The 23,199-nt window shown below is 44.9% G+C and carries 18 protein-coding genes; 5 read left to right on the forward strand and 13 right to left on the reverse strand.

Features of this window, described 5'->3' with window-relative positions:
• Nucleotides 1-7: 7 nt before the first annotated feature.
• A complete protein-coding gene (locus tag LNL84_RS14405; protein WP_244358267.1) occupies nucleotides 8-454 on the reverse strand; it encodes a DUF1249 family protein in 447 nt (148 codons plus the stop codon).
• A complete protein-coding gene (gene nudF, locus LNL84_RS14410; RefSeq protein ID WP_244358268.1) occupies nucleotides 438-1,088 on the reverse strand; it encodes an ADP-ribose diphosphatase in 651 nt (216 codons plus the stop codon). The genes LNL84_RS14405 and nudF overlap by 17 nt, the downstream gene beginning before the upstream one ends.
• A 235-nt stretch (nucleotides 1,089-1,323) precedes the next feature.
• Between nudF and tolC the strand changes: the two genes are divergently transcribed.
• Nucleotides 1,324-2,634: an outer membrane channel protein TolC gene (gene tolC / locus LNL84_RS14415; protein ID WP_244358269.1), complete on the forward strand. Its 1,311-nt coding sequence runs from the start codon at nucleotides 1,324-1,326 to the stop codon at nucleotides 2,632-2,634.
• 77 nt (nucleotides 2,635-2,711) lie between these two features.
• On the opposite strand, the gene hldE is transcribed toward tolC, so the two are convergent.
• The 5 genes from hldE to LNL84_RS14440 all read right to left on the reverse strand — a co-directional run bounded on the left by hldE (nucleotide 2,712) and on the right by LNL84_RS14440 (nucleotide 10,716).
• Complete coding sequence (hldE, locus tag LNL84_RS14420; RefSeq protein ID WP_244358270.1) at nucleotides 2,712-4,142, reverse strand: bifunctional D-glycero-beta-D-manno-heptose-7-phosphate kinase/D-glycero-beta-D-manno-heptose 1-phosphate adenylyltransferase HldE; 1,431 nt, start codon at nucleotides 4,140-4,142, stop codon at nucleotides 2,712-2,714.
• A 130-nt stretch (nucleotides 4,143-4,272) separates the two neighbouring features.
• Nucleotides 4,273-7,122 carry a bifunctional [glutamate--ammonia ligase]-adenylyl-L-tyrosine phosphorylase/[glutamate--ammonia-ligase] adenylyltransferase gene (glnE, locus tag LNL84_RS14425; RefSeq protein ID WP_244358271.1) on the reverse strand — a complete coding sequence of 950 codons (2,850 nt, stop codon included), beginning with the start codon at nucleotides 7,120-7,122 and terminating at the stop codon, nucleotides 4,273-4,275.
• Between the two features lie 92 nt (nucleotides 7,123-7,214).
• A complete protein-coding gene (locus LNL84_RS14430; protein WP_244358272.1) occupies nucleotides 7,215-7,985 on the reverse strand; it encodes an ABC transporter permease in 771 nt (256 codons plus the stop codon).
• 1 nt (nucleotide 7,986) lies between these two features.
• Nucleotides 7,987-8,901 carry an ABC transporter ATP-binding protein gene (locus tag LNL84_RS14435; RefSeq protein ID WP_244358273.1) on the reverse strand — a complete coding sequence of 305 codons (915 nt, stop codon included), beginning with the start codon at nucleotides 8,899-8,901 and terminating at the stop codon, nucleotides 7,987-7,989.
• 168 nt (nucleotides 8,902-9,069) lie between these two features.
• Nucleotides 9,070-10,716: a SulP family inorganic anion transporter gene (locus LNL84_RS14440; protein WP_244358274.1), complete on the reverse strand. Its 1,647-nt coding sequence runs from the start codon at nucleotides 10,714-10,716 to the stop codon at nucleotides 9,070-9,072.
• Between the two features lie 233 nt (nucleotides 10,717-10,949).
• Here LNL84_RS14440 and can point away from each other — a divergent pair, with 233 nt between their 5' ends.
• The gene (gene can, locus LNL84_RS14445) at nucleotides 10,950-11,609 is read left to right on the forward strand and encodes a carbonate dehydratase (RefSeq protein ID WP_244358275.1); all 660 of its coding nucleotides are present in this window, start codon (nucleotides 10,950-10,952) and stop codon (nucleotides 11,607-11,609) included.
• Nucleotides 11,610-11,676: 67 nt separating this feature from the next.
• Here the strand turns inward: can and hpt are convergent, their stop codons facing one another.
• Nucleotides 11,677-12,207 (reverse strand): hypoxanthine phosphoribosyltransferase, encoded by a 531-nt coding sequence (hpt, locus tag LNL84_RS14450; RefSeq protein WP_244358276.1) that lies wholly within the window; start codon nucleotides 12,205-12,207, stop codon nucleotides 11,677-11,679.
• Between the two features lie 540 nt (nucleotides 12,208-12,747).
• Between hpt and LNL84_RS14455 the strand changes: the two genes are divergently transcribed.
• The gene (locus LNL84_RS14455; protein WP_244358277.1) at nucleotides 12,748-13,368 is read left to right on the forward strand and encodes a LuxR/HapR/OpaR family quorum-sensing transcriptional regulator; all 621 of its coding nucleotides are present in this window, start codon (nucleotides 12,748-12,750) and stop codon (nucleotides 13,366-13,368) included.
• 72 nt (nucleotides 13,369-13,440) lie between these two features.
• Here the strand turns inward: LNL84_RS14455 and lpdA are convergent, their stop codons facing one another.
• The 5 genes from lpdA to ampD all read right to left on the reverse strand — a co-directional run bounded on the left by lpdA (nucleotide 13,441) and on the right by ampD (nucleotide 21,523).
• Complete coding sequence (lpdA, locus tag LNL84_RS14460) at nucleotides 13,441-14,868, reverse strand: dihydrolipoyl dehydrogenase (RefSeq protein ID WP_244358278.1); 1,428 nt, start codon at nucleotides 14,866-14,868, stop codon at nucleotides 13,441-13,443.
• Nucleotides 14,869-15,124: 256 nt separating this feature from the next.
• The gene (gene aceF, locus LNL84_RS14465) at nucleotides 15,125-17,017 is read right to left on the reverse strand and encodes a pyruvate dehydrogenase complex dihydrolipoyllysine-residue acetyltransferase (protein WP_244358279.1); all 1,893 of its coding nucleotides are present in this window, start codon (nucleotides 17,015-17,017) and stop codon (nucleotides 15,125-15,127) included.
• Between the two features lie 26 nt (nucleotides 17,018-17,043).
• Nucleotides 17,044-19,707, reverse strand: coding sequence for a pyruvate dehydrogenase (acetyl-transferring), homodimeric type (gene aceE, locus LNL84_RS14470; protein ID WP_244358280.1), 2,664 nt, complete (start codon nucleotides 19,705-19,707; stop codon nucleotides 17,044-17,046).
• Between the two features lie 56 nt (nucleotides 19,708-19,763).
• Nucleotides 19,764-20,531, reverse strand: a complete 768-nt coding sequence (pdhR, locus tag LNL84_RS14475; protein ID WP_244358314.1) for a pyruvate dehydrogenase complex transcriptional repressor PdhR — start codon at nucleotides 20,529-20,531, stop codon at nucleotides 19,764-19,766.
• Nucleotides 20,532-20,935: 404 nt separating this feature from the next.
• Nucleotides 20,936-21,523 carry a 1,6-anhydro-N-acetylmuramyl-L-alanine amidase AmpD gene (gene ampD, locus LNL84_RS14480; protein WP_244358281.1) on the reverse strand — a complete coding sequence of 196 codons (588 nt, stop codon included), beginning with the start codon at nucleotides 21,521-21,523 and terminating at the stop codon, nucleotides 20,936-20,938.
• A gap of 134 nt (nucleotides 21,524-21,657) precedes the next feature.
• Here ampD and nadC point away from each other — a divergent pair, with 134 nt between their 5' ends.
• Nucleotides 21,658-22,545 carry a carboxylating nicotinate-nucleotide diphosphorylase gene (gene nadC, locus LNL84_RS14485; protein WP_244358282.1) on the forward strand — a complete coding sequence of 296 codons (888 nt, stop codon included), beginning with the start codon at nucleotides 21,658-21,660 and terminating at the stop codon, nucleotides 22,543-22,545.
• Between the two features lie 209 nt (nucleotides 22,546-22,754).
• Nucleotides 22,755-23,198 (forward strand): pilin, encoded by a 444-nt coding sequence (locus tag LNL84_RS14495; protein WP_279611042.1) that lies wholly within the window; start codon nucleotides 22,755-22,757, stop codon nucleotides 23,196-23,198.
• The last annotated feature ends 1 nt before the right edge of the window (nucleotide 23,199 follow it).

Consider the following 23,199-nt stretch of genomic DNA (forward strand, 5'->3'; position numbering starts at 1 on the left):
CTTGTCGTTAGCCCCGATACATGATCGGTGCTCGACTAATTCCATTTTTCAAACAAAAAGTTAACCAATCACTTAAGAACTGATTTAACTGAAACTTTTCGTCTCTCTGTAACATTTTCGCGTTCGGATAATCGTAGCGCGCTTTCACTCGTGTTGCACTTTCACAATGACAAACTTCTGCAACTTTTGCATCGTGATATAAGCGCACCGTCATTTTAGGCAAAGGGAAAACAGGAAGCTCATCATCTTGGAATATTTCTACTAATGTTGTGTACTTCGTCACTTCTGACACTTCTAACTGATAAGTCAAGCGCCCTGCCTGATAACAACGTATATCACCCACCAATGGTTGGAGCGGTATCAATCGATTCAATTTAGCGTAATTAGTCTCATAAATACGCATAAGTTCAGCAAGATCGACATGATAAGGTCGATTATCAGCGAGTTTGGCCATCACTGCCACCTTGCCAATCTTTCTTTAACGTCAGATAGTTAAGTTGTAACCACTGTAAAGCAATTATCGAAGCGCCATTTTCGATTTTCCCGTCTAATACCATTTGATAAGCTTGTTCGCGAGAAACCACCATCACTCGAATATCTTCGTTTTCGCTGGATAAACCATGAATACCCGCTGCCGTTGTGGCATCAACGCTACCGACAAAGACATCGATTTTTTCTGAGCAGCCACCCGCTGAGGGGTAATATGAAGTGATTGGGGCAATTTGACCCACCTCAACGCCCGCTTCTTCCATAGCTTCTCTGCGAACCAATTGTTCGACACTTTCTTCTTTATCAACGATGCCAGCGACAATTTCAATTTGCCAGGGTTGAGCGTGCTCGAGTGCGCCGACTCGTATCTGTTCAATCAACACCACATCATCACTTTGAGGATCATACGGTAATAAGGCTGCAGCATGACCTCGTTCTAACATTTCACGATCCACTGGACGGCTCCAGCCACCTTTAAACAGCCGATGCTCAAAACGATACTTCACCATCTGGAAAAAACCTTTAAATACGGTTTCTTTTGAGAGTACATTTACGTCCTCTGTAGAAAACTGTATTTGTGGTTTATCACGTTGCTGCATCACTCGCCCTCTTTTGGTCAATCTTATAGTGTACTCAAGGTCCACCCAATCTACCAAGGATGAGCTTCAACTTTTGGTGCAATGATTCAAAAATATTTTCAATCCAATCGTTTTTTTATCATTTATTAACATGATCACACGTAAAAAAGAGTAAAGTTTCGAGTGTATTACGTTCAATTTAAGTTAAACTGTGAATCATACCCTCTACAAGTATCAACAGGCAGGATTAGGACAGATGAAAAAACTGCTTCCAATTGTTATCTCTGCTGCACTAGGAAGTATAAGTGCGGCAACGTGGGCTGACTCACTCACTGAAATCTATGATCAAGCGAAACAAAATGATCCTCAATTGCTGCGTGCCGCTGCGCAACGTGATGCTGCATTTGAAGGCATCAACTCAGCACGTAGTAGCTTATTACCTCAGATTAACCTAACTGCAGGTTACAATATTAACCGTAGTGATGATGACTTTCAGGATAGCGATCGTTTAACTGCAGGTATTGGCTTTTCACAAGAACTCTACAACCGAGCGAGCTGGATCACCCTTGATACCGCCGAAAAAACGGCGCGCCAAGCAGATAGTTCATACGCTGCCGTACAACAAGCTCTCATTCTGCGTACTGCGCAAACCTATTTTGAAGTCTTGCGTTCATCTGACAGCCTCGAATTTGTACGCGCTGAAAAGTCGGCAGTGGCTCGTCAGCTAGAACAAACAAAACAACGTTTTGAAGTGGGTCTTTCTGCGATTACCGACGTGCACGATGCCCAGGCACAGTACGACCGAGTGTTGGCCGATGAAGTCTTGGCTGAGAACGCGCTAGTTAATAAATACGAATTACTTCGCGAAATCACTGGTCAGGCACATAGTGACTTGAACGTTCTTGATACCGATCGTTTCTCTGCGACACGCCCAGAAAAATCAGTCGACTTCTTACTTGAAGAAGCCCAAACCAAAAACCTAAGCTTGTTGGCTGCCCGCATCGGTCAAGACGTGGCTAAAGACAACATCACACTTGCCAGCTCTGGCCACCTACCAAGGCTGACGCTGGATGGTGGATACAACTACGGCAATGAGAGAAACGACACCATTACCTCTAGAGCAGGTGCGACGAATTCGTTCAATGCAGGGATTAACCTTGCGGTACCCTTGTACACTGGTGGTAATACGACCTCATTGACCAAACAAGCTGAATATCAATACGTGGCAAGCAGCGAAGAGCTCGAACAGACTTACCGTGGTGTGGTAAAAGATGTTCGTGCCTTTAACAACAACATTAATTCATCTATCGGTGCCATCCGTGCTTTCGAACAATCGGTAGTGTCTGCTGAGTCAGCACTAGAAGCGACCAAAGCAGGTTTTGATGTCGGTACGCGTACCATTGTTGACGTACTTGAGTCAACACAAGCACTCTACAACGCAGGTCGCAATCTATCGGATGCTCGCTACGATTACATTTTAAGTGTTCTTCAGCTGCGTCAGGCCGTTGGAACCCTAAGTGAGCAAGACATTGTGGATATTAACGCAGGTCTTAAAGCTGCAAAATAATCACCGCTAACCACGACAGCCACTAAAAAAAGGACGCTCTATAAGAGCGTCCCTTTTTGTATTTCATTGAGTCAAAATTAGCCTTTGCCACCTTTGATCGCTTCAATGATCTCAGTGGTCGAGCAGCCGTCTTCAAAGTTCAGTACTTTGACCTCACCACCCGCCGCGATAACCTCTTTGCCACCAGCGATCTCATCTGGTTTATAGTCTCCACCTTTCACTAACAAAGTTGGCAACACTTCTGAGATCAGGCGTTGGGGCGTTTCTTCAGAAAATGGTACCACCCAGTCAACCGCGCCTAAACCGGCAAGTACCGCCATGCGACGGTCTGTCGGATTAACCGGTCGACCAGGACCTTTAAGACCGCGTACAGACTCGTCGGTATTCACTGCAACGATCAGGCGATCGCCCAGCTCAGCTGCGTGGTTCAGATAAGATACGTGTCCGGCATGAAGAATGTCAAAACAGCCGTTGGTCATTACTACAGTTTCACCTTTAGAGCGAGCTTTCTTAACCGCTTCGATAAGGGCAGTTTCTGTGATAACGCCAAAATCAGTATCTTGACTACCGTGAACCGCTTCGGCAAGTTCAATGGTTGATAGCGTTGAGGTTCCCAACTTACCGACAACAATGCCAGCAGCAGCGTTAGCCAGAGCACATGCTTCATCTAACGGTTTACCCGCGGCAACTGAAGCGGCCAGTACTGAAATCACGGTATCGCCAGCACCCGTTACGTCGTACACTTCTTTTGCTTGAGTTGGCAAATGGAACGGCTCTTCATTGCGACGCAATAAGGTCATACCGTGCTCACTCCGTGTCACCAGTAAGGCTTCAAAATCGAACTTCTCAATCAAACTAAGTCCTTTCTCGACAAGCTCTTCTTCAGATTTCACTTTACCTACGACGTGCTCGAACTCGGCCATATTCGGCGTTAACAGAGTCGCGCCACGATACCTTTCAAAATCAGCTCCTTTCGGATCGATAAAGACCGGAACACCCGCTGCTTTCGCCTTTTGGATGTACTGTTGAACATGCTCAAGAGCCCCTTTCGCGTAGTCAGACAAGATCACTGAACGCACATTCGGTAGAGCTTGATCCATTTTAGACAACACCAGTTGTGGATCAGTATTTTCAAATTTGTCTTCAAAGTCCAAACGGATCAACTGCTGGCCGCGACTCAACACTCGTAACTTTGTAATAGTCGGATAATCAGGAAGAGCAACAAAATCACAATTCACTTTAAGTGCTGATAAAGTTTCGGTTAAGACTTTTGCTGGCTCATCCATACCAACCAAACCTATGGTGTGAGCGTGACCGCCAAGCGATGCAATATTCATCGCAACGTTTGCAGCACCACCAGGACGCTCTTCGTTGTTCTCAACTTTAACCACCGGCACTGGCGCTTCAGGTGAAATTCGGCCAGTCGGCCCATACCAATAGCGATCCAACATAACATCGCCAACAATTAATACGCCAGACTCATTGTAGTCGGGTAGGATGGGTTTCATTTAGTTACTCCAAATCTTTCATCTCGGAAAGGCATGAGCCAATCCGTTTTTTTTGCATTATGTTTCTATGACAAGGATAGTAGCACAAACATAACTGTATACCTTATCCTAGATCGGCTAGCAGATGCGATTAAGCCAACCAATGTGACCACGCTTCCTTAACAGCCTCTCTTTCACCACGCAACTTATCTTCAGCTACATCAGCATCTAGGTTTAACAAGTTTCGATGATGAATTTCATCACGCATTGCCGTGTAGGCATGGGTTAGGCTCATCGCCTGCTCTTGTTTTATCACCCCTTGTTGCCACATGGATTCAAAAATACGAACATTGTCAGACCAACGCGTCAATTTGGGTTTGTCATGACTATAACGAAGCACCAGATACTGAGCTAAGAATTCGATATCAGTAATTCCACCGGCATCTTGCTTGAGCATAAAACGCTGTTGCTTCTTACCCCCTAAGTGTTGACGCATCTTCTCTCTCATTTCACACACCTGCTGTTTAAGCTCTGATTGATCGCGCTCCGAACACAACACGTTATGCCGTGTGGTATCAAATGCTTGCTGAAGAGATGCATCACCATAGATCATTCGGGCACGGACCAATGCCTGGTGTTCCCAGGTCCATGCATCGTTATGCTGGTATTCATCAAACGCGTCCGCTGGGCTTACAAGCAAACCAGAAATCCCAGAGGGTCTTAAACGAGTATCAACTTCATACAGTATCCCTGACGCGGTACGGGTAGAGAAAATATGAATGATGCGTTGTGCCAAGCGCAGGTAGAACTGTCGCCCGTCTATTTCTTTTTTACCATCAGTATAAGTATGAACCGGACAGTCGTGCATAAAGACAATGTCCAAATCAGAGTTGTACCCCAACTCCCAGCCACCCACTTTCCCATAGCCGATGACGGCGAAGCCTTTACTACCTCGGTCCTTGAGGTGGGTCGGCTCTCCAAATTTCTCGACCATTTGTTGCCAAGCCTGATTGATTCCAGCATCGACGATGGCCTCGGCTAGAGAGGTTAAGTGATCACTTACTTTCATGACGGGCAACACGCCAGCGATATCTGCTGCCGCTATCCGCAAAATACACGTTTGTTTAAACTGCCGTAGTGCTTCCATCTGCTGCTCCATATCCTCTTCAGGAATACGAGCCAGATAATCTCTAAGTTCTGTTTTATAAGATTCAAGAGGCACTGGGTTATAGAGGTGTGCAGGATCGAGCAGCTCATCAAGCAATATTGGGTAGCGCCCCAATTGCTCTGAGATCATTGGGCTCGCAGTACACAGTCGGACCAACTGAACGAGCGCAGCTGGGTGCTCTTCGAGAAGCTCAAGATACGTGGTCCGGGTAACAATTTTATGTAACACATGCAGCACTCGCGCAAGACCAAACTCAGCGTCTTTATGAGCATAAATGGCATTGAAGACTTTGGGCATCAAACGATTGATCACCTCTCGTCCTCTTGGGCCGAGGGTTTTTTTTGCAAGATCTTCTTTAAACTGGCAAATAATACTGCGCTTATCCGCCGCATTTTGAACATTCAAATCTTGTTGTAAAACGCTCTCGACCACCTCAGGGCTATGGGCCATATCCCAGAGTTCATGGAAGTATTTCGCTATTGGGTTGGCCTCTTCTTCCCCCTCGTCTTCACCAATTAAATTGGAAAACACTTGATGCACATTCAACATATGTTGCTCAGTGGCTTCAACCATTTGCGACCAGCTCTCAAACCGCATGGCACACGCGAGTTTACGTTGTTCACAGAGCTTTTCAGGTAATGTTTGCGTCTGCTTATCGGCCATGGCCTGTAACAGGTTTTCTTGGCGACGCAAAAAGCAATATGCTGAACGAAGTTGTTTAACCTCCTCTGCACCGAGTAAATTCAACGTTTCAATCGCATCAAGTGTTTCTAATAAGCCTCGACCACGTAAGCTAGGCTCACGTCCGCCTCGGATCAATTGAAATACCTGAGCAATAAATTCCACTTCACGAATTCCACCTGGGCCCAGTTTAATATTGTTGCCTAATCCTCTTCGGCGCACTTCACTGCTGATCATCGATTTCATACGTCGCAGTGATTGGATCGCGCTAAAATCGATATAACGGCGAAACACAAACGGACGCAACATTTGACGAAGCTCTTGGTATTGCGGGTACATTTCACTGCCCATCACGCGAGCTTTTACCATCGCATAGCGCTCCCAATCACGCCCCTGCTCTTGATAGTAGTCTTCGAGCGCAGCATAGCTCATCACTAACGGTCCACTTTCTCCAAAGGGACGCAATCGCATATCCACACGATAACAAAATCCATCAAATGTTTGCTGATCGAGCGCTTTAATAATACGTTGACCAAGGCGAGTAAAGAACTGTGCATTGGCAATAGAGCGACGCGCACCCTGTGTATCACCGTTTTCTGGGTAGGTGAAAATCAGATCAATATCAGATGAAAAGTTGAGCTCACCGCCCCCTAACTTGCCCATCCCAATAACAAGCATGGGCTGCGCCTGTCCTTGCGAGTTACATGGTGTTCCCCACTCTTTACAACACAGCTCGTATTGCCATTTGTAGGTTTCAAAAATCATGGCTTCAGCCAACATTGAAAGGTGATGCAGGCTTTGTTCCAGCCGCCAACTGCCGACAAAGTCGCGCCACGCAATATAGCTCATTTCTCTATTACGGAATTGACGCAGAGTTCGATGCCCATCCATCTCCGTGCTGCATGCTTGCAGTTTACTGGCCAATAAAGACCGATATTGCTCTGCTCGCTCAGTATGTGTCAACATCTCCGGAAACACGGCGAAAAGTCCATCATCTTTTAGCAATGTCTCTTCCACGAAGCTGCTCATTGTCACAACATATTTGAGCTGGCCCAGCTGTTCTGAGCTCCAATGAGAAAGATCTGAATAGGTATCTTGAATTCGCTCAAAAGCACGTTGAGCATCGGTTTGTAGTTCCACTGGAAGTTGCATTTATCGTCCTTGTCTCGGCTGAAACAAAAAGTGGCGGCCATCGCCACCACTTTATTCAATGTGTTTTTAGTGTATAACGCTAGGTCTACGCTCTAGCTTCTAAGGCCAATTCCCTTAGTCACCAAATGATGGGCTACCCCATAAAGTATCACGATAAATACAAAGAGTACGCCAAAAGATGTCACAATCCCTACATCCGACACGCCTAAAAAGCCATAGCGGAACGCATTGACCATATAGACAATTGGGTTAATTTTGGACACGCCTTGCCAAAATTCAGGTAGCAAGCTAATTGAATAGAAAACCCCTCCTAAATAGGTCAATGGCGTTAATACGAAAGTAGGGATGATCGAGATATCATCAAACGTCTTTGCATAAACAGCATTAATAAGACCGCCTAACGAGAACACGACGGAAGTCATAAAGACTGTCGCAATAATCACCGCCCAGTGTTCAACTTGCAGATCAACGAAGAACAGAGATACAAAGGTTACTATGGTGCCCACTAGAAGACCGCGTACCACGCCCCCCATAACGAAACCACCAATAATGACGTAATTGGGTACCGGGGCAACCAGTAGCTCTTCAATATTACGTTGAAATTTGGCGCTAAAAAATGATGAGGCAACGTTTGAGTAAGAATTGGTAATCACCGACATCATGATAAGACCGGGTACAATGTACTCCATGTAGCTAAAACCATTCATTTGTCCAATTCTGGAACCAATCAGATTACCAAAAATAATGAAATACAGCGTCATAGTAATCGCTGGCGGAACCAATGTTTGTACCCAAATTCGAGTAAAGCGATTGATTTCTTTGGCGAGCAAACTTTTAAACGCAGTCCAGTAGACTTGATACATCTTATCGCTCCTCTTTACGTACAATAGACACAAATAATTCTTCCAGTCGGTTGGCTTTATTTCTCATGGATAACACTTTGATATCAGCTCGACTTAATTGCTCAAATACGTGATTGAGCCCTTTCGTCTTCTCTAACTCGATCTCCAAAGATCCATTAACGACTTGTTGTGAATTCACACCCGACAACTCAGGAATCGTTTGGTTAGTATCAACATCCAGTACAAAAGTCTCGACATGTAGCTTGTTCAATAGTGACTTCATTGAGGTATTTTCAATCAACTCACCACGTTGGATTATCCCGATATTACGACACAGCAACTCCGCTTCTTCTAAGTAGTGAGTGGTCAAAATAATCGTGATACCTTGCTTGTTAATTTCTTTTAGAAAGTCCCACATAGAACGGCGTAACTCGATGTCGACACCCGCTGTTGGCTCATCAAGAATAAGTAGATTAGGTTCGTGCATTAACGCACGAGCGATCATTAAACGGCGCTTCATGCCCCCTGATAGGTTACGTGCCCGTTCATCCTTCTTTTCCCAAAGATCCAGCTGACTAAGGTACTTTTTGGCACGTTCTTTGGCTAAATCTTTTGGAACGCCATAGTAACCAGCCTGCTGCAATACGATTTGCTGCACAGTTTCAAACTGATTGAAATTAAACTCTTGAGGTACTAAGCCAAGTTGCTGCTTTGCAAGCTCCAACTCTTTGTCTATATCGTAACCAAACACCTTTACTGAGCCCGATGTTTTGTTCACTAAAGAAGTGATCACCCCAATCGTTGTCGACTTCCCTGCACCATTCGGCCCCAACAAAGCATAAAAGTCACCTTGTTCGACGGTTAAGCTGACACCTTTGAGCGCTTCAAACCCACCAGCGTATGTTTTTCTAAGCTGTTTTATTTCTAATGCGACCATATTTTTTGCACCGAAGAATGTCTCATTGGAATAATTTGATATTTCCAATGATATCGAAAAATAAGAATATGCTTCTAGACATGATGATGAATTGATCCGTTTTCAAGTGACTAGAAAACATTGATGATAAAAAAGCGAGTATTGCTGATACTCGCTTTTCAATAATACTTAAACTGTAGCGTTATACGCGGCTTCCAATGCACGCTCTCGTTGAGAGAAGATGTTATCACATGACACAAGATCGATAACATGAAACTTATCGAGTTGTTGTCTAGTTTGTTGATTTGGGCATAACAGATACACCTGGCACTGCGCATCCTTGGCATCTTTTATCGCATTTTCTAATGCCAATCCAACCGTCACATCGATCATCGGTACGTCCGTCAAATCAAGAATCATCGCTTGGTAATCTGCAATACTTGAGTGCTGGCGAGAAATCGCTTTGGACACGCTAAAAATCATTGGCCCAGATAGATAAAAAAACAGTACCTTACCTTGAGTGCGGTCGAGCAATTCTCTTTCCGCTTGGCTGAGGGGAACATCATCGTCGTCTGCATCACTTATCGCCTTAACTTGCCTTGCTTGCTCTCGACTCAAACGCTCAATAATAATGATATTGGAAATAAACACCCCAAGACCGACGGCAACAATAAGATCAACAAAGACCGTCAGAAGCATAACCCCATACATGATCACCATGCCTGGCAAACTGACTTTATGGGCACGCTGAATAAAACTCCAATCCAGAATGTTAAAACCAACATACACCGCGATGCCTGCCAGCACTGCCATTGGGATTGGTTCTGTTAGATTGCTAGCAACCAGCACCACTAAGGCAAGGACCAGTGCACGCACCACCCCTGATAGAGGTGAACGCGCGCCGACTTGAATATTGGTCACGGTTCCCATAGTTGCACCCGCCCCTGGTAGGGCGCCAAAAAGACCAGCAATCAGATTCGCTAATCCCTGACCTCGTAGTTCTTTGTCCGAGTCATGCTCTTTACGTGTTAGCGAGTCGCCAATCACCGCAGTCAACAAAGTATCAATACAACCCAACGTGCCAAGCACCAAGGCATCGATGAGCATAGTTGTTAGCATTTCAGCGTTAAAATGCGGTATCACCAACGATGGCAAACCCGCCGGGATCTCACCGATTCGTCGAATACTATCACTACTAAAAAACAGCATAGAAATCAGTGTAACCAACACCAATGCCACGAGTTGAGGCGGGACATGTTGACGATACTTTTTAGGTAGCAAGAATAAAATCGCCAAGGTAAGCAACCCCAGAAACAGCTCCGCGAAATCAATATTTGCCATCAGTTCTGGAATAGCCTTAATGGTTTCTATCACGCCTCCCGTCGGCGCGGCTTGACCAAGCAAAGGTGCCAGCTGCAATATAACTAAAATGACACCGATTCCGGACATGAATCCAGAGACCACACTGTAAGGCATCAGAGTGATATATTTACCAAGCTTTAAGGTACCAAGTAATATTTGAAACACGCCAGCCATCATCACAACAGTAAACGTCATTGCCATGCCGGTTTCTGGGTATTTGGCCATCATAGCCGTCAAAACCGCGGTCATGATCACCGTCATGGGGCCTGTCGGCTCTGAGATTAAGCTGGAAGAACCACCAAACAACGAGGCAAACAACCCCACCATAATGGCGCCCCATAGGCCAGCTTCAGCACCTGCACCCGACGCCACTCCAAACGCCAACGCTAAAGGTAATGAGATAATCGCAGTGGTTACCCCACCAAACAGATCCCCTTTCAGGCTCATATCTTCAAAACGATGTCCTAACTTCATTACTATCCTTGAGAAACAACCACAAAATTGCCTTATATTAACAAATGTGACATCAAGTTAATAAGTAATAACAGTCATTCTATTTACATAAGATATAAGTAAATTTCACTGGTAGGTTTAGCCGATGATTCTAGTCTCACTAACACCTCAGATGAGTACACCTTGATATTATTTTCTCAAGATTCAAGCTGTAACTTTGTGTATAGTATCTGGAATCATTGAAGGGAAGTAATATGCCGGAAATCAAACAACTCTTTGAAAACAATTCAAAGTGGTCTGAAGAGATTCGCTCTGAAAGACCAGAGTATTTCACCAAGCTAGAGGAAGGCCAAAACCCTGGATTCCTTTGGATTGGCTGTTCCGATAGTCGCGTACCTGCCGAGCGACTTACTGGGCTATATTCGGGCGAACTCTTTGTCCACCGTAATGTTGCCAACCAAGTAATTCATACTGATCTCAACTGCCTATCCGTTGTGCAATATGCGGTTGATGTTCTTAAAGTCAAACACATTATTGTCTGTGGTCACTATGGGTGTGGCGGTGTCAATGCGGCGATTGAAAACCCTCAATTAGGACTCATCAACAACTGGCTATTGCACATTCGCGATTTATACCTCAAACATCGCAATTGGCTTGGCGAGTTGCCACGTGATACTTGGGGTGACAAGCTTTGTGAGATTAACGTTGCCGAGCAAGTGTATAATTTGGGCAACTCAACAATCATGCAAAATGCGTGGGAACGAGGCCAAGATGTTGAAATTCACGGTGTCGTTTACGGGATCGGTGATGGAAAACTGCAAGATCTTGGCGTGCGGTGTTCGAGCAGAGAAAGCCTCGAAGTAAACTATCAAGCCGCTATGTCAAAAATTTTAAGCACTGAAGTACTTAAATAGCCCTACGATAAAAAAGTGCCCACCTCAATGAGGTGGGCACTTTTTTATATTCGCTAAGCAGTCAACATTATTCCTGCGGCACAACCTTACCTATGTAGGGTAGATGACGATAGTTCTGTGCGTAATCTATACCAACACCAACAACAAACTCATCTGGAATTTCAAAGCCAATCCACTTCGCATCCACATGCACTTCTCTGCGGGAGGGCTTATCAAGCAATGTACAAATCTGAATTGAGTTTGGCTCTCTTAGCTCCAAAATCTCTTTGACTTTATTTAAGGTATTACCGGTATCAATAATATCTTCAACTAAAAGCACGTCTTTTCCCTTGATGTCGTCATCTAAGTCTTTAAGAATTCGAACATCGCGGCTACTTTCCATTGTGTTACCGTAACTAGAAGCCGTCATGAAATCGACCTGATGAGTTAGGCTGATCGCTCGAGTCAGGTCAGCCATAAACACAAAGGAGCCGCGTAGTAGTCCAACCATAACTAAGTTTTCACTACCTTGATAAAATTCTGTGATTTCTTTACCTAACGCAGTAACTCGTTCCTGAACCTCTTGTTCAGAAATCATAACTTCAACAGTATGCTTCATAGTATTCTCATTTTAACGTTCTTTAATCGCCACACTGATACTTAGTAATAAAACAAAAGGTTAAAGGCCGTAATATTGTATAAATTATAACAATACGATCTATAGTGACGACAACGGTATTTCTCTTGGCGGCGTATAGTAACACTTCACCGCGATTGAGAGAAATTATAGTTAAAAAGACCAATAGTGCCCCTAAAACCCCAACAAAAATTAGGTGAACTCACCCACTCCCCAAATTGTAACTTGCCAAGTTTTTCAACAATAATCGTGATGACAGAATAAATAATTAATAATTTTGATAACTATTGTTGTATGTGTATTGACCCGATCGCATATGCACCATTACACTTATTTACTCATAAAAAATGAGCAGAGTGTCACTTTATTGATTGTTATGTCACTTTTGTACGTTACCCACGACTAGTGAACAGAATTTAATACATCACTTGTAGCGCTCTGATTTATAAAAATTATTAAAAATAAGGGGATGAGCTCTCAGAGTCTCCCGTCTAATAAACAACGTTGGCAAGGAATTTAATCATGGACTCAATACAAAAAAGACCGAGAACCCGACTTTCCCCACAGAAGCGAAAGCTTCAACTGATGGAGATTGCCTTAGAAGTTTTTGCAACTCGTGGTATTGGACGCGGCGGGCACGCTGATATCGCCGAGATCGCGCAAGTATCGGTAGCGACTGTGTTTAACTATTTTCCCACTCGCGAAGATCTGGTGGATGAAGTACTCAACCACGTGGTCTTTCAGTTTTCCAATTTCCTCTCAAACCGCATCGATCTAGACTTACCTGCTAAAGAGAACCTAAGCACCATCCTAGACGGTGTTGTCGATATGGTTATCGAAGATTGCCACTGGATGAAAGTCTGGTTTGAATGGAGCACCTCGACACGCGATGAAGTTTGGCCGTTGTTTGTGTCTTCAAACAAAACAAGTCAGGCATTAATCTCGAACATGTTCATTAAAGCACGTGAACGTGGCGAAGTTTGCCCGCATCACGAGGTTGAGCATCTCACCAGTCTATTCCACGGCATTTGCTACTCGCTGTTTATTGAAGCAAACCGCACTAAAAATTCTGACAACATCAAGTCGTTGACTGATTGCTATATGGACATGGTGTGCATCTATAAAAACGACAATGCCCATTAATCGTTAGTTACGATATTCAATGGACAAAAAAAGCCGCTCACTAGAGCGGCTTTTTGCGTTTATGCGCGTTAATTACTTTTTCTTCTTAGCTTTCGCATTTGGAAGGTCTGTGATGGTGCCTTCAAACACTTCTGCAGCCAAACCAACAGATTCATGCAATGTTGGGTGAGCGTGAATCGTCAATGCGATATCTTCAGCATCACAACCCATCTCGATTGCCAGACCAATTTCACCAAGCAATTCACCACCGTTAGTACCAACAATCGCACCACCGATAACACGATGGGTTTCTTTGTCGAAGATAAGCTTGGTCATACCGTCGGCACAGTCAGATGCAATAGCTCGACCTGACGCAGCCCACGGGAATGTTGCCGTTTCGTAGTTAATGCCTTCCGCTTTCGCTTCTTTCTCTGTTTTCCCAACCCAAGCCACTTCTGGCTCAGTATAAGCAATTGATGGAATCACTTTTGGATCGAAGTAGTGCTTCTTACCAGAAATGACTTCTGCCGCTACGTGACCTTCATGCACACCTTTGTGAGCAAGCATTGGTTGACCAACAATATCGCCAATAGCGTGGATATGTGGAACATTAGTACGCATCTGCTTATCGACATTGATAAAGCCGCGTTCATCCACTTCGATACCCGCTTTTTCAGCATTCAATAGCTTACCATTTGGTACACGACCGATAGCCACAAGTACCGCGTCATAACGCTCAGCGTCTGCTGGTGCTTTTTTACCTTCCATTGAAACGTAGATACCATCTTCTTTCGCTTCAACTGCGGTAACTTTAGTTTCCAGCATCAAGTTAAACTTGTTTTTAATGCGCTTGGTATAGACCTTAACCATATCTTTATCAGCCGCAGGGATCAGCTGGTCGAACATTTCGACGACATCAATCTGAGAGCCTAGAGAGTGATATACCGTCGCCATTTCTAGACCGATGATGCCACCGCCCATGATAAGCAGTTTTCCTGGGACTTCTTTTAGCTCTAGAGCATCAGTAGAATCCCAAATTCTTGGGTCTTCATGTGGGATAAATGGCAGTTTAATTGGACGAGAACCAGCAGCAACAATCGCATTGTCGAAGTTAACCGTCGTTTTTCCATCTTCGCCGTCAACTTCAATAGAGTTAGGACCTGTGAACTGGCCAAGGCCATTAACAACCGTAACTTTGCGCATTTTAGCCATGCCGCCAAGTCCACCCGTTAGCTGGCTGATAACTTTCTCTTTCCAAAGACGGATTTTATCGATGTCAGTTTGAGGTTCTCCAAACACGATACCGTGCTCAGCGAGCGCTTTCGCTTCTTCTATCACTTTTGATACGTGAAGAAGTGCTTTAGATGGAATACAACCCACGTTCAAACATACACCGCCAAGCGTGCTGTATCGCTCGATAAGAACTGTTTCTAGGCCTAAATCGGCACAACGGAATGCAGCGGAGTAACCAGCAGGACCGGCACCAAGCACTACCACTTGGGCTTTAATTTCTTTGCTCATTTTGACCTCTTGTAGTCATTATCCCTAACAGGCTGAATAAATTTTGATTCTTGCTATGTCCAAATTATTTTTTTAAACAGAGTATGTTCAGACCGCCAACAGTTTACAGAGATGTTAATGGTGTGAAAAGTAAATCAATTTAGCCTGTGAGCTAGACAACAATTCGATTTGTAAAAAACGAAGTAATTTTCAAATTGTCGCTATATAACGTAAATGAGGGCGGCATTATCAGTGCCACCCTTTCCTTTAATATTACTTACAGTACTAAGCGACGAATATCGCTCAAGCAGCTGTTTAGGTAAGTGATGAAACGAGCACCTTCAGCGCCATCAATCACACGATGATCGTATGAAAGCGAAAGTGGTAGCTGTAGTCGCGGTTCAAATTCTTTACCGTTCCAAACAGGCTTCATTTCAGACTTAGACACACCAAGAATACCCACTTCTGGCGCATTAACGATTGGCGTGAATGCTGTACCACCGATCCCGCCTAAGCTAGAAATCGTAAAGCAGCCACCTTGCATATCAGCTGCAGTCAATTTACCTGAACGTGCTTTCTTAGAGACAACCATTAGCTCTTCGGATAGCTCGTAAATGCCTTTCTTATTCACGTCTTTAAAGACAGGAACCACAAGGCCATTTGGTGTATCGACCGCGATACCTACGTTAACGTACTTCTTAAGAATGATACTTTCGCCATCTTCAGACAGAGAAGAGTTAAACGCAGGGAAGGCTTCTAGAGCTTTCGCTACCGCCTTCATGATGAACACCAATGGTGTGATTTTCATGCCTGTATCTTTCTTCGCTTCAATCGCATTTTGCTCTTTACGGAATGCTTCAAGCGCCGTGATATCAGCATTATCCCATTGAGTTACATGCGGGATCATTACCCAGTTACGATGTAGGTTAGCGCCTGAGATCTTCTTGATCTTAGAAAGCTTCTGAACCTCTGTGTCACCAAACTTACTAAAGTCCACTTTTGGCCAAGGTAGAAGGCCAAGAGCGCTGCCGTCACCGCCTTTTGTCGATGCTGCTGCACCAGATTCAAGACGCTTCAGTGCCTCTTTCACATAAGACTGTACATCTTCTTTTAGGATGCGGCTCTTACGACCCGTTCCTTTCACTTTAGAAAGGTTAACACCAAATTCGCGAGCAATACGACGTACCACTGGCGAAGCATGTGCATACTCGTGGTTTTCTTTGAAATCGTTAGCTTTCGGTGCTGCATCTGCTTTCGCTGCAGGAGCAACTGGAGCGGGAGCTGCTGCTTGTACTTGTGCTGCTACAGGAGCTGAAGCTGCGCCAGCAACCGGAGTGCCGGCCACTTCGAATACCATGATCAGTGAGCCAGTCGTGACTTTATCGCCAGCTGCAATCTTGATTTCTTTTACGGTACCAGCGAATGGTGCTGGTACTTCCATAGAAGCCTTATCGCCTTCTACAGTGATGAGAGATTGCTCTTCTTCAACAGTATCGCCAACCGCAACCATAACTTCAGTAACTTCAACTTCGTCACCGCCAATGTCTGGTACGTTGACGTCTTGATTCGCTGCAGCCGAAGGTGCCGCTGCTGGTGCTGCCGGAGCTTCTGCTACTGGAGTTACCGTGCCTGAACCCGCAGTTTCAAATACCATGACCAAAGAGCCTGTGGTAACTGAATCGCCTTCAGAAATCTTAATCTCTTTGACAGTACCTGCGAATGGTGCTGGTACTTCCATAGACGCTTTGTCACCTTCCACAGTAAGAAGAGACTGTTCTTCTTCAACTGCGTCACCCACTTTGACCATGATTTCAGTCACTTCGACTTCATCACCACCGATATCTGGAACGTGAACATCTTTAATCTCGTTGGCAACAGAAGGGGCTGCCGCAGCTGGAGCCACTGTTGCAGCTTCAGGAGCAGGTGCCGCAGCACCCGCCTCTTCTTCGAAAATCATGATAAGAGAACCCGTAGAAACAGAATCGCCTTCTGCTACTTTGATTTCCTTAACGATACCCGCTTGAGACGCAGGAACTTCCATAGAAGCCTTATCGCCTTCAACAGTGATCAGTGACTGTTCTTCTTCAACCTTGTCGCCAACGTTAACCAGAATCTCAGTTACTTCAACCTCATCTGCACCAATGTCTGGTACATTAATTTCGATTGTCATTGTAATTTCCTACCTTAATGGAAGTCTTATGCGTATTGCGGGTTAGTTTTTTCAGTGTCGATGCCAAATTTAGCAATCGCTTCTACAACCACTGATTTTTCAACATCACCACGTTTAGCTAGCTCAGTCAGTGCTGCTACTACTACGTAACCGGCGTTAACTTCGAAGTGACGACGTAGGTTTTCACGGCTATCAGAGCGACCGAAACCATCAGTACCCAGTACTTTGTATGATTCGCTTGGCATAAATGCACGTACTTGCTCAGCGTAGTTCTTCATGTAGTCAGTCACTGCGATAGCAGGTTCTTTACCAAGAACGGTTGTGATATACGGGACTTTCTCTTCAGCTTCTGGGTGAAGCATGTTGTCACGCTCTACCGCTTGGCCGTCACGAGTCAGTTCGTTGAACGACGTAACAGAGAAGACATCAGAGGCTACGCCGTACTCTTCGCTTAGAATTTCAGCCGCTTTACGCGCTTCGTTCATGATAGTACCAGAGCTCATTAACTGTACTTTGCCCTTAGCACCTTCGTGAGATTCTAGCTTATAGATACCCTTACGGATGCCTTCTTCAGCGCCTTCTGGCATAGCTGGCATAGCGTAGTTTTCGTTCATTACTGTTAGGTAGTAGTAAACGTTCTCTTGCTCAGGACCGTACATACGACGAATACCGTCTTGCATGATTACCGCTAGCTCGTAAGCAAACGTTGGGTCGTAAGAAATACAGTTAGGGATAGTGTTCGCTTGAATGTGCGAGTGACCATCTTCGTGCTGTAGACCTTCGCCGTTCAGCGTTGTACGACCAGCCGTCGCACCCAATAGGAAACCGCGAGCCTGTTGGTCACCAGCTAACCATGCCATGTCACCAATACGTTGGAAACCGAACATTGAGTAGTAGATGTAGAACGGGATCATTGGTAGATCGTTGGTGCTGTAAGACGTCGCTGCAGCAACCCAGGACGCCATTGAACCGAGTTCGTTGATACCTTCTTGAAGAACTTGTCCAGAGGTTGCTTCTTTGTAGTAAGAAACGATGCCTTTGTCTTCAGGTGTGTATTCTTGACCATGTGGGTTATAGATACCTACCTGACGGAATAGACCTTCCATACCGAATGTACGAGCTTCATCACAAATGATAGGAACGATGTTCTTACCAATATTCTTATCTTTAAGAAGGATGTTTAGCGTACGGACATAAGCCATAGTGGTCGAGATATCACGCTTTTGCTCACCAAGCAACGGAGCAAATGCATCCAATTCAGGCACTTTGAATTCTTGAGTAAACTTAGGCAGACGCTGAGGTGTATACCCTTTTAAAGCTTTACGACGAGCGTGAAGGTATTGGTACTCAGCTGAGCCTTCTTCCAGTTTTAGGTAAGGAAGTTCAGCTACTTTCTCATCAGAAAGAAGATCTTGTAGACCTAGGCGATCACGTAAGTATTGCACGTGCGTCATGTCCATCTTCTTCACACCGTGAGCGATGTTTTTACCTTCTGCCGCTTCACCCATGCCGTAACCCTTAACCGTTTTAGCTAGGATTACTGTTGGTTTACCGCCAGTCTCTTTCGCGTTGTTGAACGCAGCAAACAGCTTAGAAGAATCGTGACCGCCACGCTTCAATTCGAAGATTTGGTCGTCAGTCATGTCTGCTACTAGTGCAGCAGTTTCCGGGTACTTACCAAAGAAGTGCTCACGCACGTAGGCACCATCTTTAGATTTGAAGGTTTGGTAGTCGCCATCGATCGTTTCGTTCATAAGCTGAAGCAGCTTACCGGAGGTATCTTTCGCCAGTAGAGCATCCCAGTTGCTCCCCCAGATCACTTTTACAACATTCCAACCCGCGCCTTTAAATAGGCCTTCAAGTTCTTGGATGATGCTACCGTTACCCATTACCGGACCATCAAGGCGTTGCAGGTTACAGTTAATAAGGAAACATAGGTTGTCTAGCTTCTCGCGTGCCGCAAAAGAAATAGCACCGCGTGATTCGGGCTCATCCATCTCACCGTCACCAAGGAAAGCGTATACACGTTGAGCAGATGTATCTTTAAGGCCACGGCCTTCAAGGTATTTAAGGAAACGTGCTTGATAGATAGCAGAAATTGGACCAAGACCCATAGAAACGGTTGGGAACTGCCAAAACTCAGGCATCAGTTTAGGGTGCGGGTATGAAGGAACACCCTTGCCATCCACTTCTTGACGGAAGTTGTCTAGTTGCTCTTCTGTTAAACGGCCTTCAACGAATGCACGAGAGTAAATACCTGGAGAGATGTGACCTTGGTAGTAAACCAAGTCACCACCGTCTGTCTCATTTGGAGCACGGAAGAAGTGGTTAAAACAAACTTCGTAGAATGCCGCTGCCGACTGGTAAGAAGCCATGTGGCCGCCTAGGTCTAGGTCTTTCTTAGAAGCACGCAGTACGATCATGATTGCGTTCCAGCGAATAATTGAGCGAATACGGCGCTCTAGTGTTGTGTCGCCTGGGTATGCTGGCTCTTGTGCTGCTGGAATGGTGTTGATGTAGTTCGTGTTGATACCTGTTGGCATATCAACGCCGTCTAAACGCGCTTTATCTAGAACTTGTTCTAATAAAAACTGAGCACGCTCTACGCCTTCTTCACGTACCACCGACTCAAGCGCTTGTAACCATTCTTGAGTTTCTAGAGCATCAACGTCATGCTTCATGTCAGACATGGCAATCTATCCTTTTGTTAGTTGGATTCTACTTAACACGTAACGATTCAAGAATGTTATGAATCATTACCCTGCTGAATTCGACGTAAGGAACGCTCGCGTCGCGACTCTTCTCTTGTCAGATCCAGCAGTGTTTCTTCAATATAAGCTAAATGGGAATGGGACATTTCCCGGGCTTTTTCTGGTTGGCCCGAAACAATCGCATCCACAATATTAGCGCGATGTTTACTCACTTTTTCCACCACCTCTGAACGGCGATGCAAAAGCTTCAAATTCTGCAAAACGTTTTGCTCGAGCAAAGGCGCTAAGCTTTTCACTATGTGCAATAAAACGACATTATGCGCCGCTTCTGTCAATGCTGTCAGAAACGCCATAACAGCTGAAGCTTCCGCTTCAATATTTCCGTTTTCTTGCGCACTACAAATATTAGTTAAACAATCTTCAATTTGAGCAAAATCTTCAGCGGTACCTCGAAGTGCCGCAAAATAAGCTGAAATACCTTCCATTGCATGACGCGCTTCTAAAAGATCGAGCTGAGTTTCGCTATGAGAGGCAAGCAGTTCCAATAAAGGGTCCGAAAAGCTGGTCCAAACATTTTCACTGACAAAAGTCCCGCCACCTTGCTTGCGCGTTAATAAACGCTTGGCTTCAAGGCGTTGAATGGCCTCTCGCACCGATGGCCGAGAAACATCAAATTGTTTAGCTAACTCTCTCTCCGGTGGCAGTTGCTGCCCTGCGGAAAGGGTTCCTTCTACTATCAGCCGCTCAAGCTCCTGTTCAATGACATCGGATAGCTTGGGCTGGCGAATCCTTTGATAAGCCATAGTTATTGTTTTACTTTTTTTGCAGTCAATTGGTATTACCAATTTAAGAATGGCGTAAAAATTAACATAATTAAAACGCCACTGTCCAGAAAAAAGTTGATTCAAATCATAGAACAGGGCGCGCGTTAACATAAGTAAAACAAAAATCGTTTAAAACACCAACAGCACCGGTCAGACCAATTACATCAGTGAAACTTACCTGGTGTTTCTCGTGCTAGAAAAGATTATATATTTCAGTGACAAAGGCGAGACACACCAAAGTTAAACCTCCAAGATAAATATGATCACTGATGATTATGGGGGCAATGGTGAGATGCTAACACGTAGTTCTACTGACTATGTGTGTGCTAGGGAAAGGGCAAAAAAATGAGTGTTTGCGAAGTGAAAGCGCGTTAACCGGGAGGTTAATACTCTGTTGATATATAATTCAATAAGTTGCGAAACTTCGGCCATTCAAACACCAAACCTGGATCGGTTTTTCTTATCGGAGCGATATACTGATGTCCAGTAATTCTCTCATTAGTTATCAATTGGTAATGTTGCTGAAGGGCAAAAGTCAGCCGCGCTAATGCCTGATACTGCGCCTGCTCATATGCAACGGAGTCAACGCCTTCAAGCTCGATACCAATTGAATAATCATTACAGCGCTCTTGCCCTGCAAAACTGGAATTTCCAGCATGCCAAGCTCTATCATTGAAAGATACAAACTGTACTACCTCACCCGTTCGTCTAATAAGGCAATGAGCAGACACCTTCATATTGGCAATAACAGAAAAGAAAGGGTGGTCACTCGGCTTGAGCTGACCGAGGAAAAACTTCTCAATGCTATCACCCCCAAATTGGCCCGGTGGCAAGCTAATATTATGTACGACCAAAAGGGATACATCGCTGGCTGGCGGGCGAGCATCATAATGAGGCGATGGTACGTGTCGCGAGGGTTGGCACCAACCAAGCTCGTCAATCGAAAACTTGCTATCATTCATATTTTGCATAGGTGAACCCTGTTAGCCATTCGTATTCCCCTAGGATTTTACCCTAGCCGAAATAAAATGCGAGATTAACAGCTGAAATTAGCATCAACCCAGAGTATCATGCCCACTTTGTTCCTCACCTTATTTCCTTAGCGATGAAAAATACACACAATAGCCTAGAACGCCTTGATTACCTAAAACAGCAACTTCCCCATGAAATCACTCGTGCCGTCGCTGATACTCTTCGTGAGGATCTTGGCGGAACTCTAGACGCCAGCGCCGATATTACCGCAAGCCTGATCCCAGAAGAGGCGCAAAATATAGCGACTATTATTACTCGTGAGCATGGTGTTTTCTGTGGAAAAATGTGGGCTGACGAAGTATTTAAGCAGCTTGGTGATCAGGTGAGTATCGAATGGCATGTGGAAGATGGCGATAAGGTGAAACCAAATCAAACCCTGTGTACTTTGTCAGGCCCAGCTCGTGATCTGCTTACAGGCGAGCGTAATGCGATGAACTTTATTCAAACGCTGTCTGGTTGTGCAACATTAACCGCTCAATACGCAGCCAAGATCGCGCATACCCAATGTCGCCTGCTTGACACTCGTAAAACCATTCCGGGTTTAAGAAGCGCATTAAAGTATGCTGTTGCTTGCGGTGGCGGTTTCAACCACCGTATTGGTGTATTTGACGCGTACCTTATCAAAGAAAACCACATCATCGCTTGTGGTGGCATCACTAAAGCTATTGAAACCGCGAAAAAACTCAATCCAGGTAAGCCTGTTGAGGTCGAGACAGAATCTCTGGAAGAGCTTGAGCAAGCCATCGAAGCTGGTGCTGACATTATCATGCTCGACAACTTCACGACCGACATGATGCGTGCAGCCGTCAAACTAAACGCAGGACGTGCAGCATTAGAAAACTCTGGCAATGTGACTTTCGATACTATTGTTGAGTTTGCTGAAACTGGCGTAGATTACATCTCGGTAGGCGCACTGACCAAACACCTGACAGCAATGGATCTTTCTATGCGCTTTAAATAGCACTCCATACAGCCGATTCCATATTCATTGATTTAAGGCCTGGGTAATAAACCTAGGCCTTTTTCTATTAGGCCTCTCGCATTCTCACTGGTAAAGTATGCAATTAGTTACATTTATTATTAACTGACTCGCGCCGCTCTACCCCGGTAGTTTTGTGTCTATCTCTATATCTTTATCGTTGTTTTTTCTCTTAATTTTTGGACCTGACTATGAGAAATCACACAAAAGGCTTCACCTTAATTGAACTGATGATTGTCGTCGCCATCATTGGCGTTTTATCCTCCATAGCTATCCCAGCGTATCAAACTCATATCGCGAAAACGGAGACATCTTCAGTATTGGCGACTCTTTCGTCATTAAAAACCGTCGTTGAAACTGAAACTCTAATGAAAGGCACCTTCCCGAGTAGCGTCTCCGATCTGGGTGTATCGCCGTCAGCTGCTATTGGTACCCTTTCTTTGGCTCCCTTGTCTGGCACTGCTGGCGCTGGAAAGATCATAATGGAATTCGTCTATGCCACACCGCAAAACAAAACTAAAAAGATGGCGCTCCAAAGAGACGGTGAAGGAAGCTGGAAATGTATAGCGACGCATGCAGTCTCTGATAAAGATCTATTACCTAAGTCATGTACCGCCGCCCAAACAATACCTTAGG

Source organism: Vibrio gelatinilyticus (assembly GCF_022836845.1).
Taxonomy (GTDB): Bacteria; Pseudomonadota; Gammaproteobacteria; order Enterobacterales; family Vibrionaceae; genus Vibrio; species Vibrio gelatinilyticus.

What these genes read in the sequence shown, in the direction of transcription:
- hldE (WP_244358270.1), bottom strand. Translation starts at nt 4,142, where the DNA reads ATGAAACCCATCCTACCCGACTACAATGAGTCTGGCGTATTAATTGTT.
- LNL84_RS14405 (WP_244358267.1), bottom strand. Translation starts at nt 454, where the DNA reads ATGGCCAAACTCGCTGATAATCGACCTTATCATGTCGATCTTGCTGAA.
- LNL84_RS14455 (WP_244358277.1), top strand. Translation starts at nt 12,748, where the DNA reads ATGGACTCAATACAAAAAAGACCGAGAACCCGACTTTCCCCACAGAAG.
- LNL84_RS14495 (WP_279611042.1), top strand. Translation starts at nt 22,755, where the DNA reads ATGAGAAATCACACAAAAGGCTTCACCTTAATTGAACTGATGATTGTC.
- nudF (WP_244358268.1), bottom strand. Translation starts at nt 1,088, where the DNA reads ATGCAGCAACGTGATAAACCACAAATACAGTTTTCTACAGAGGACGTA.
- lpdA (WP_244358278.1), bottom strand. Translation starts at nt 14,868, where the DNA reads ATGAGCAAAGAAATTAAAGCCCAAGTGGTAGTGCTTGGTGCCGGTCCT.
- aceE (WP_244358280.1), bottom strand. Translation starts at nt 19,707, where the DNA reads ATGTCTGACATGAAGCATGACGTTGATGCTCTAGAAACTCAAGAATGG.
- aceF (WP_244358279.1), bottom strand. Translation starts at nt 17,017, where the DNA reads ATGACAATCGAAATTAATGTACCAGACATTGGTGCAGATGAGGTTGAA.
- nadC (WP_244358282.1), top strand. Translation starts at nt 21,658, where the DNA reads ATGAAAAATACACACAATAGCCTAGAACGCCTTGATTACCTAAAACAG.
- hpt (WP_244358276.1), bottom strand. Translation starts at nt 12,207, where the DNA reads ATGAAGCATACTGTTGAAGTTATGATTTCTGAACAAGAGGTTCAGGAA.
- pdhR (WP_244358314.1), bottom strand. Translation starts at nt 20,531, where the DNA reads ATGGCTTATCAAAGGATTCGCCAGCCCAAGCTATCCGATGTCATTGAA.
- LNL84_RS14430 (WP_244358272.1), bottom strand. Translation starts at nt 7,985, where the DNA reads ATGTATCAAGTCTACTGGACTGCGTTTAAAAGTTTGCTCGCCAAAGAA.
- LNL84_RS14435 (WP_244358273.1), bottom strand. Translation starts at nt 8,901, where the DNA reads ATGGTCGCATTAGAAATAAAACAGCTTAGAAAAACATACGCTGGTGGG.
- LNL84_RS14440 (WP_244358274.1), bottom strand. Translation starts at nt 10,716, where the DNA reads ATGAAGTTAGGACATCGTTTTGAAGATATGAGCCTGAAAGGGGATCTG.
- glnE (WP_244358271.1), bottom strand. Translation starts at nt 7,122, where the DNA reads ATGCAACTTCCAGTGGAACTACAAACCGATGCTCAACGTGCTTTTGAG.
- tolC (WP_244358269.1), top strand. Translation starts at nt 1,324, where the DNA reads ATGAAAAAACTGCTTCCAATTGTTATCTCTGCTGCACTAGGAAGTATA.
- can (WP_244358275.1), top strand. Translation starts at nt 10,950, where the DNA reads ATGCCGGAAATCAAACAACTCTTTGAAAACAATTCAAAGTGGTCTGAA.
- ampD (WP_244358281.1), bottom strand. Translation starts at nt 21,523, where the DNA reads ATGCAAAATATGAATGATAGCAAGTTTTCGATTGACGAGCTTGGTTGG.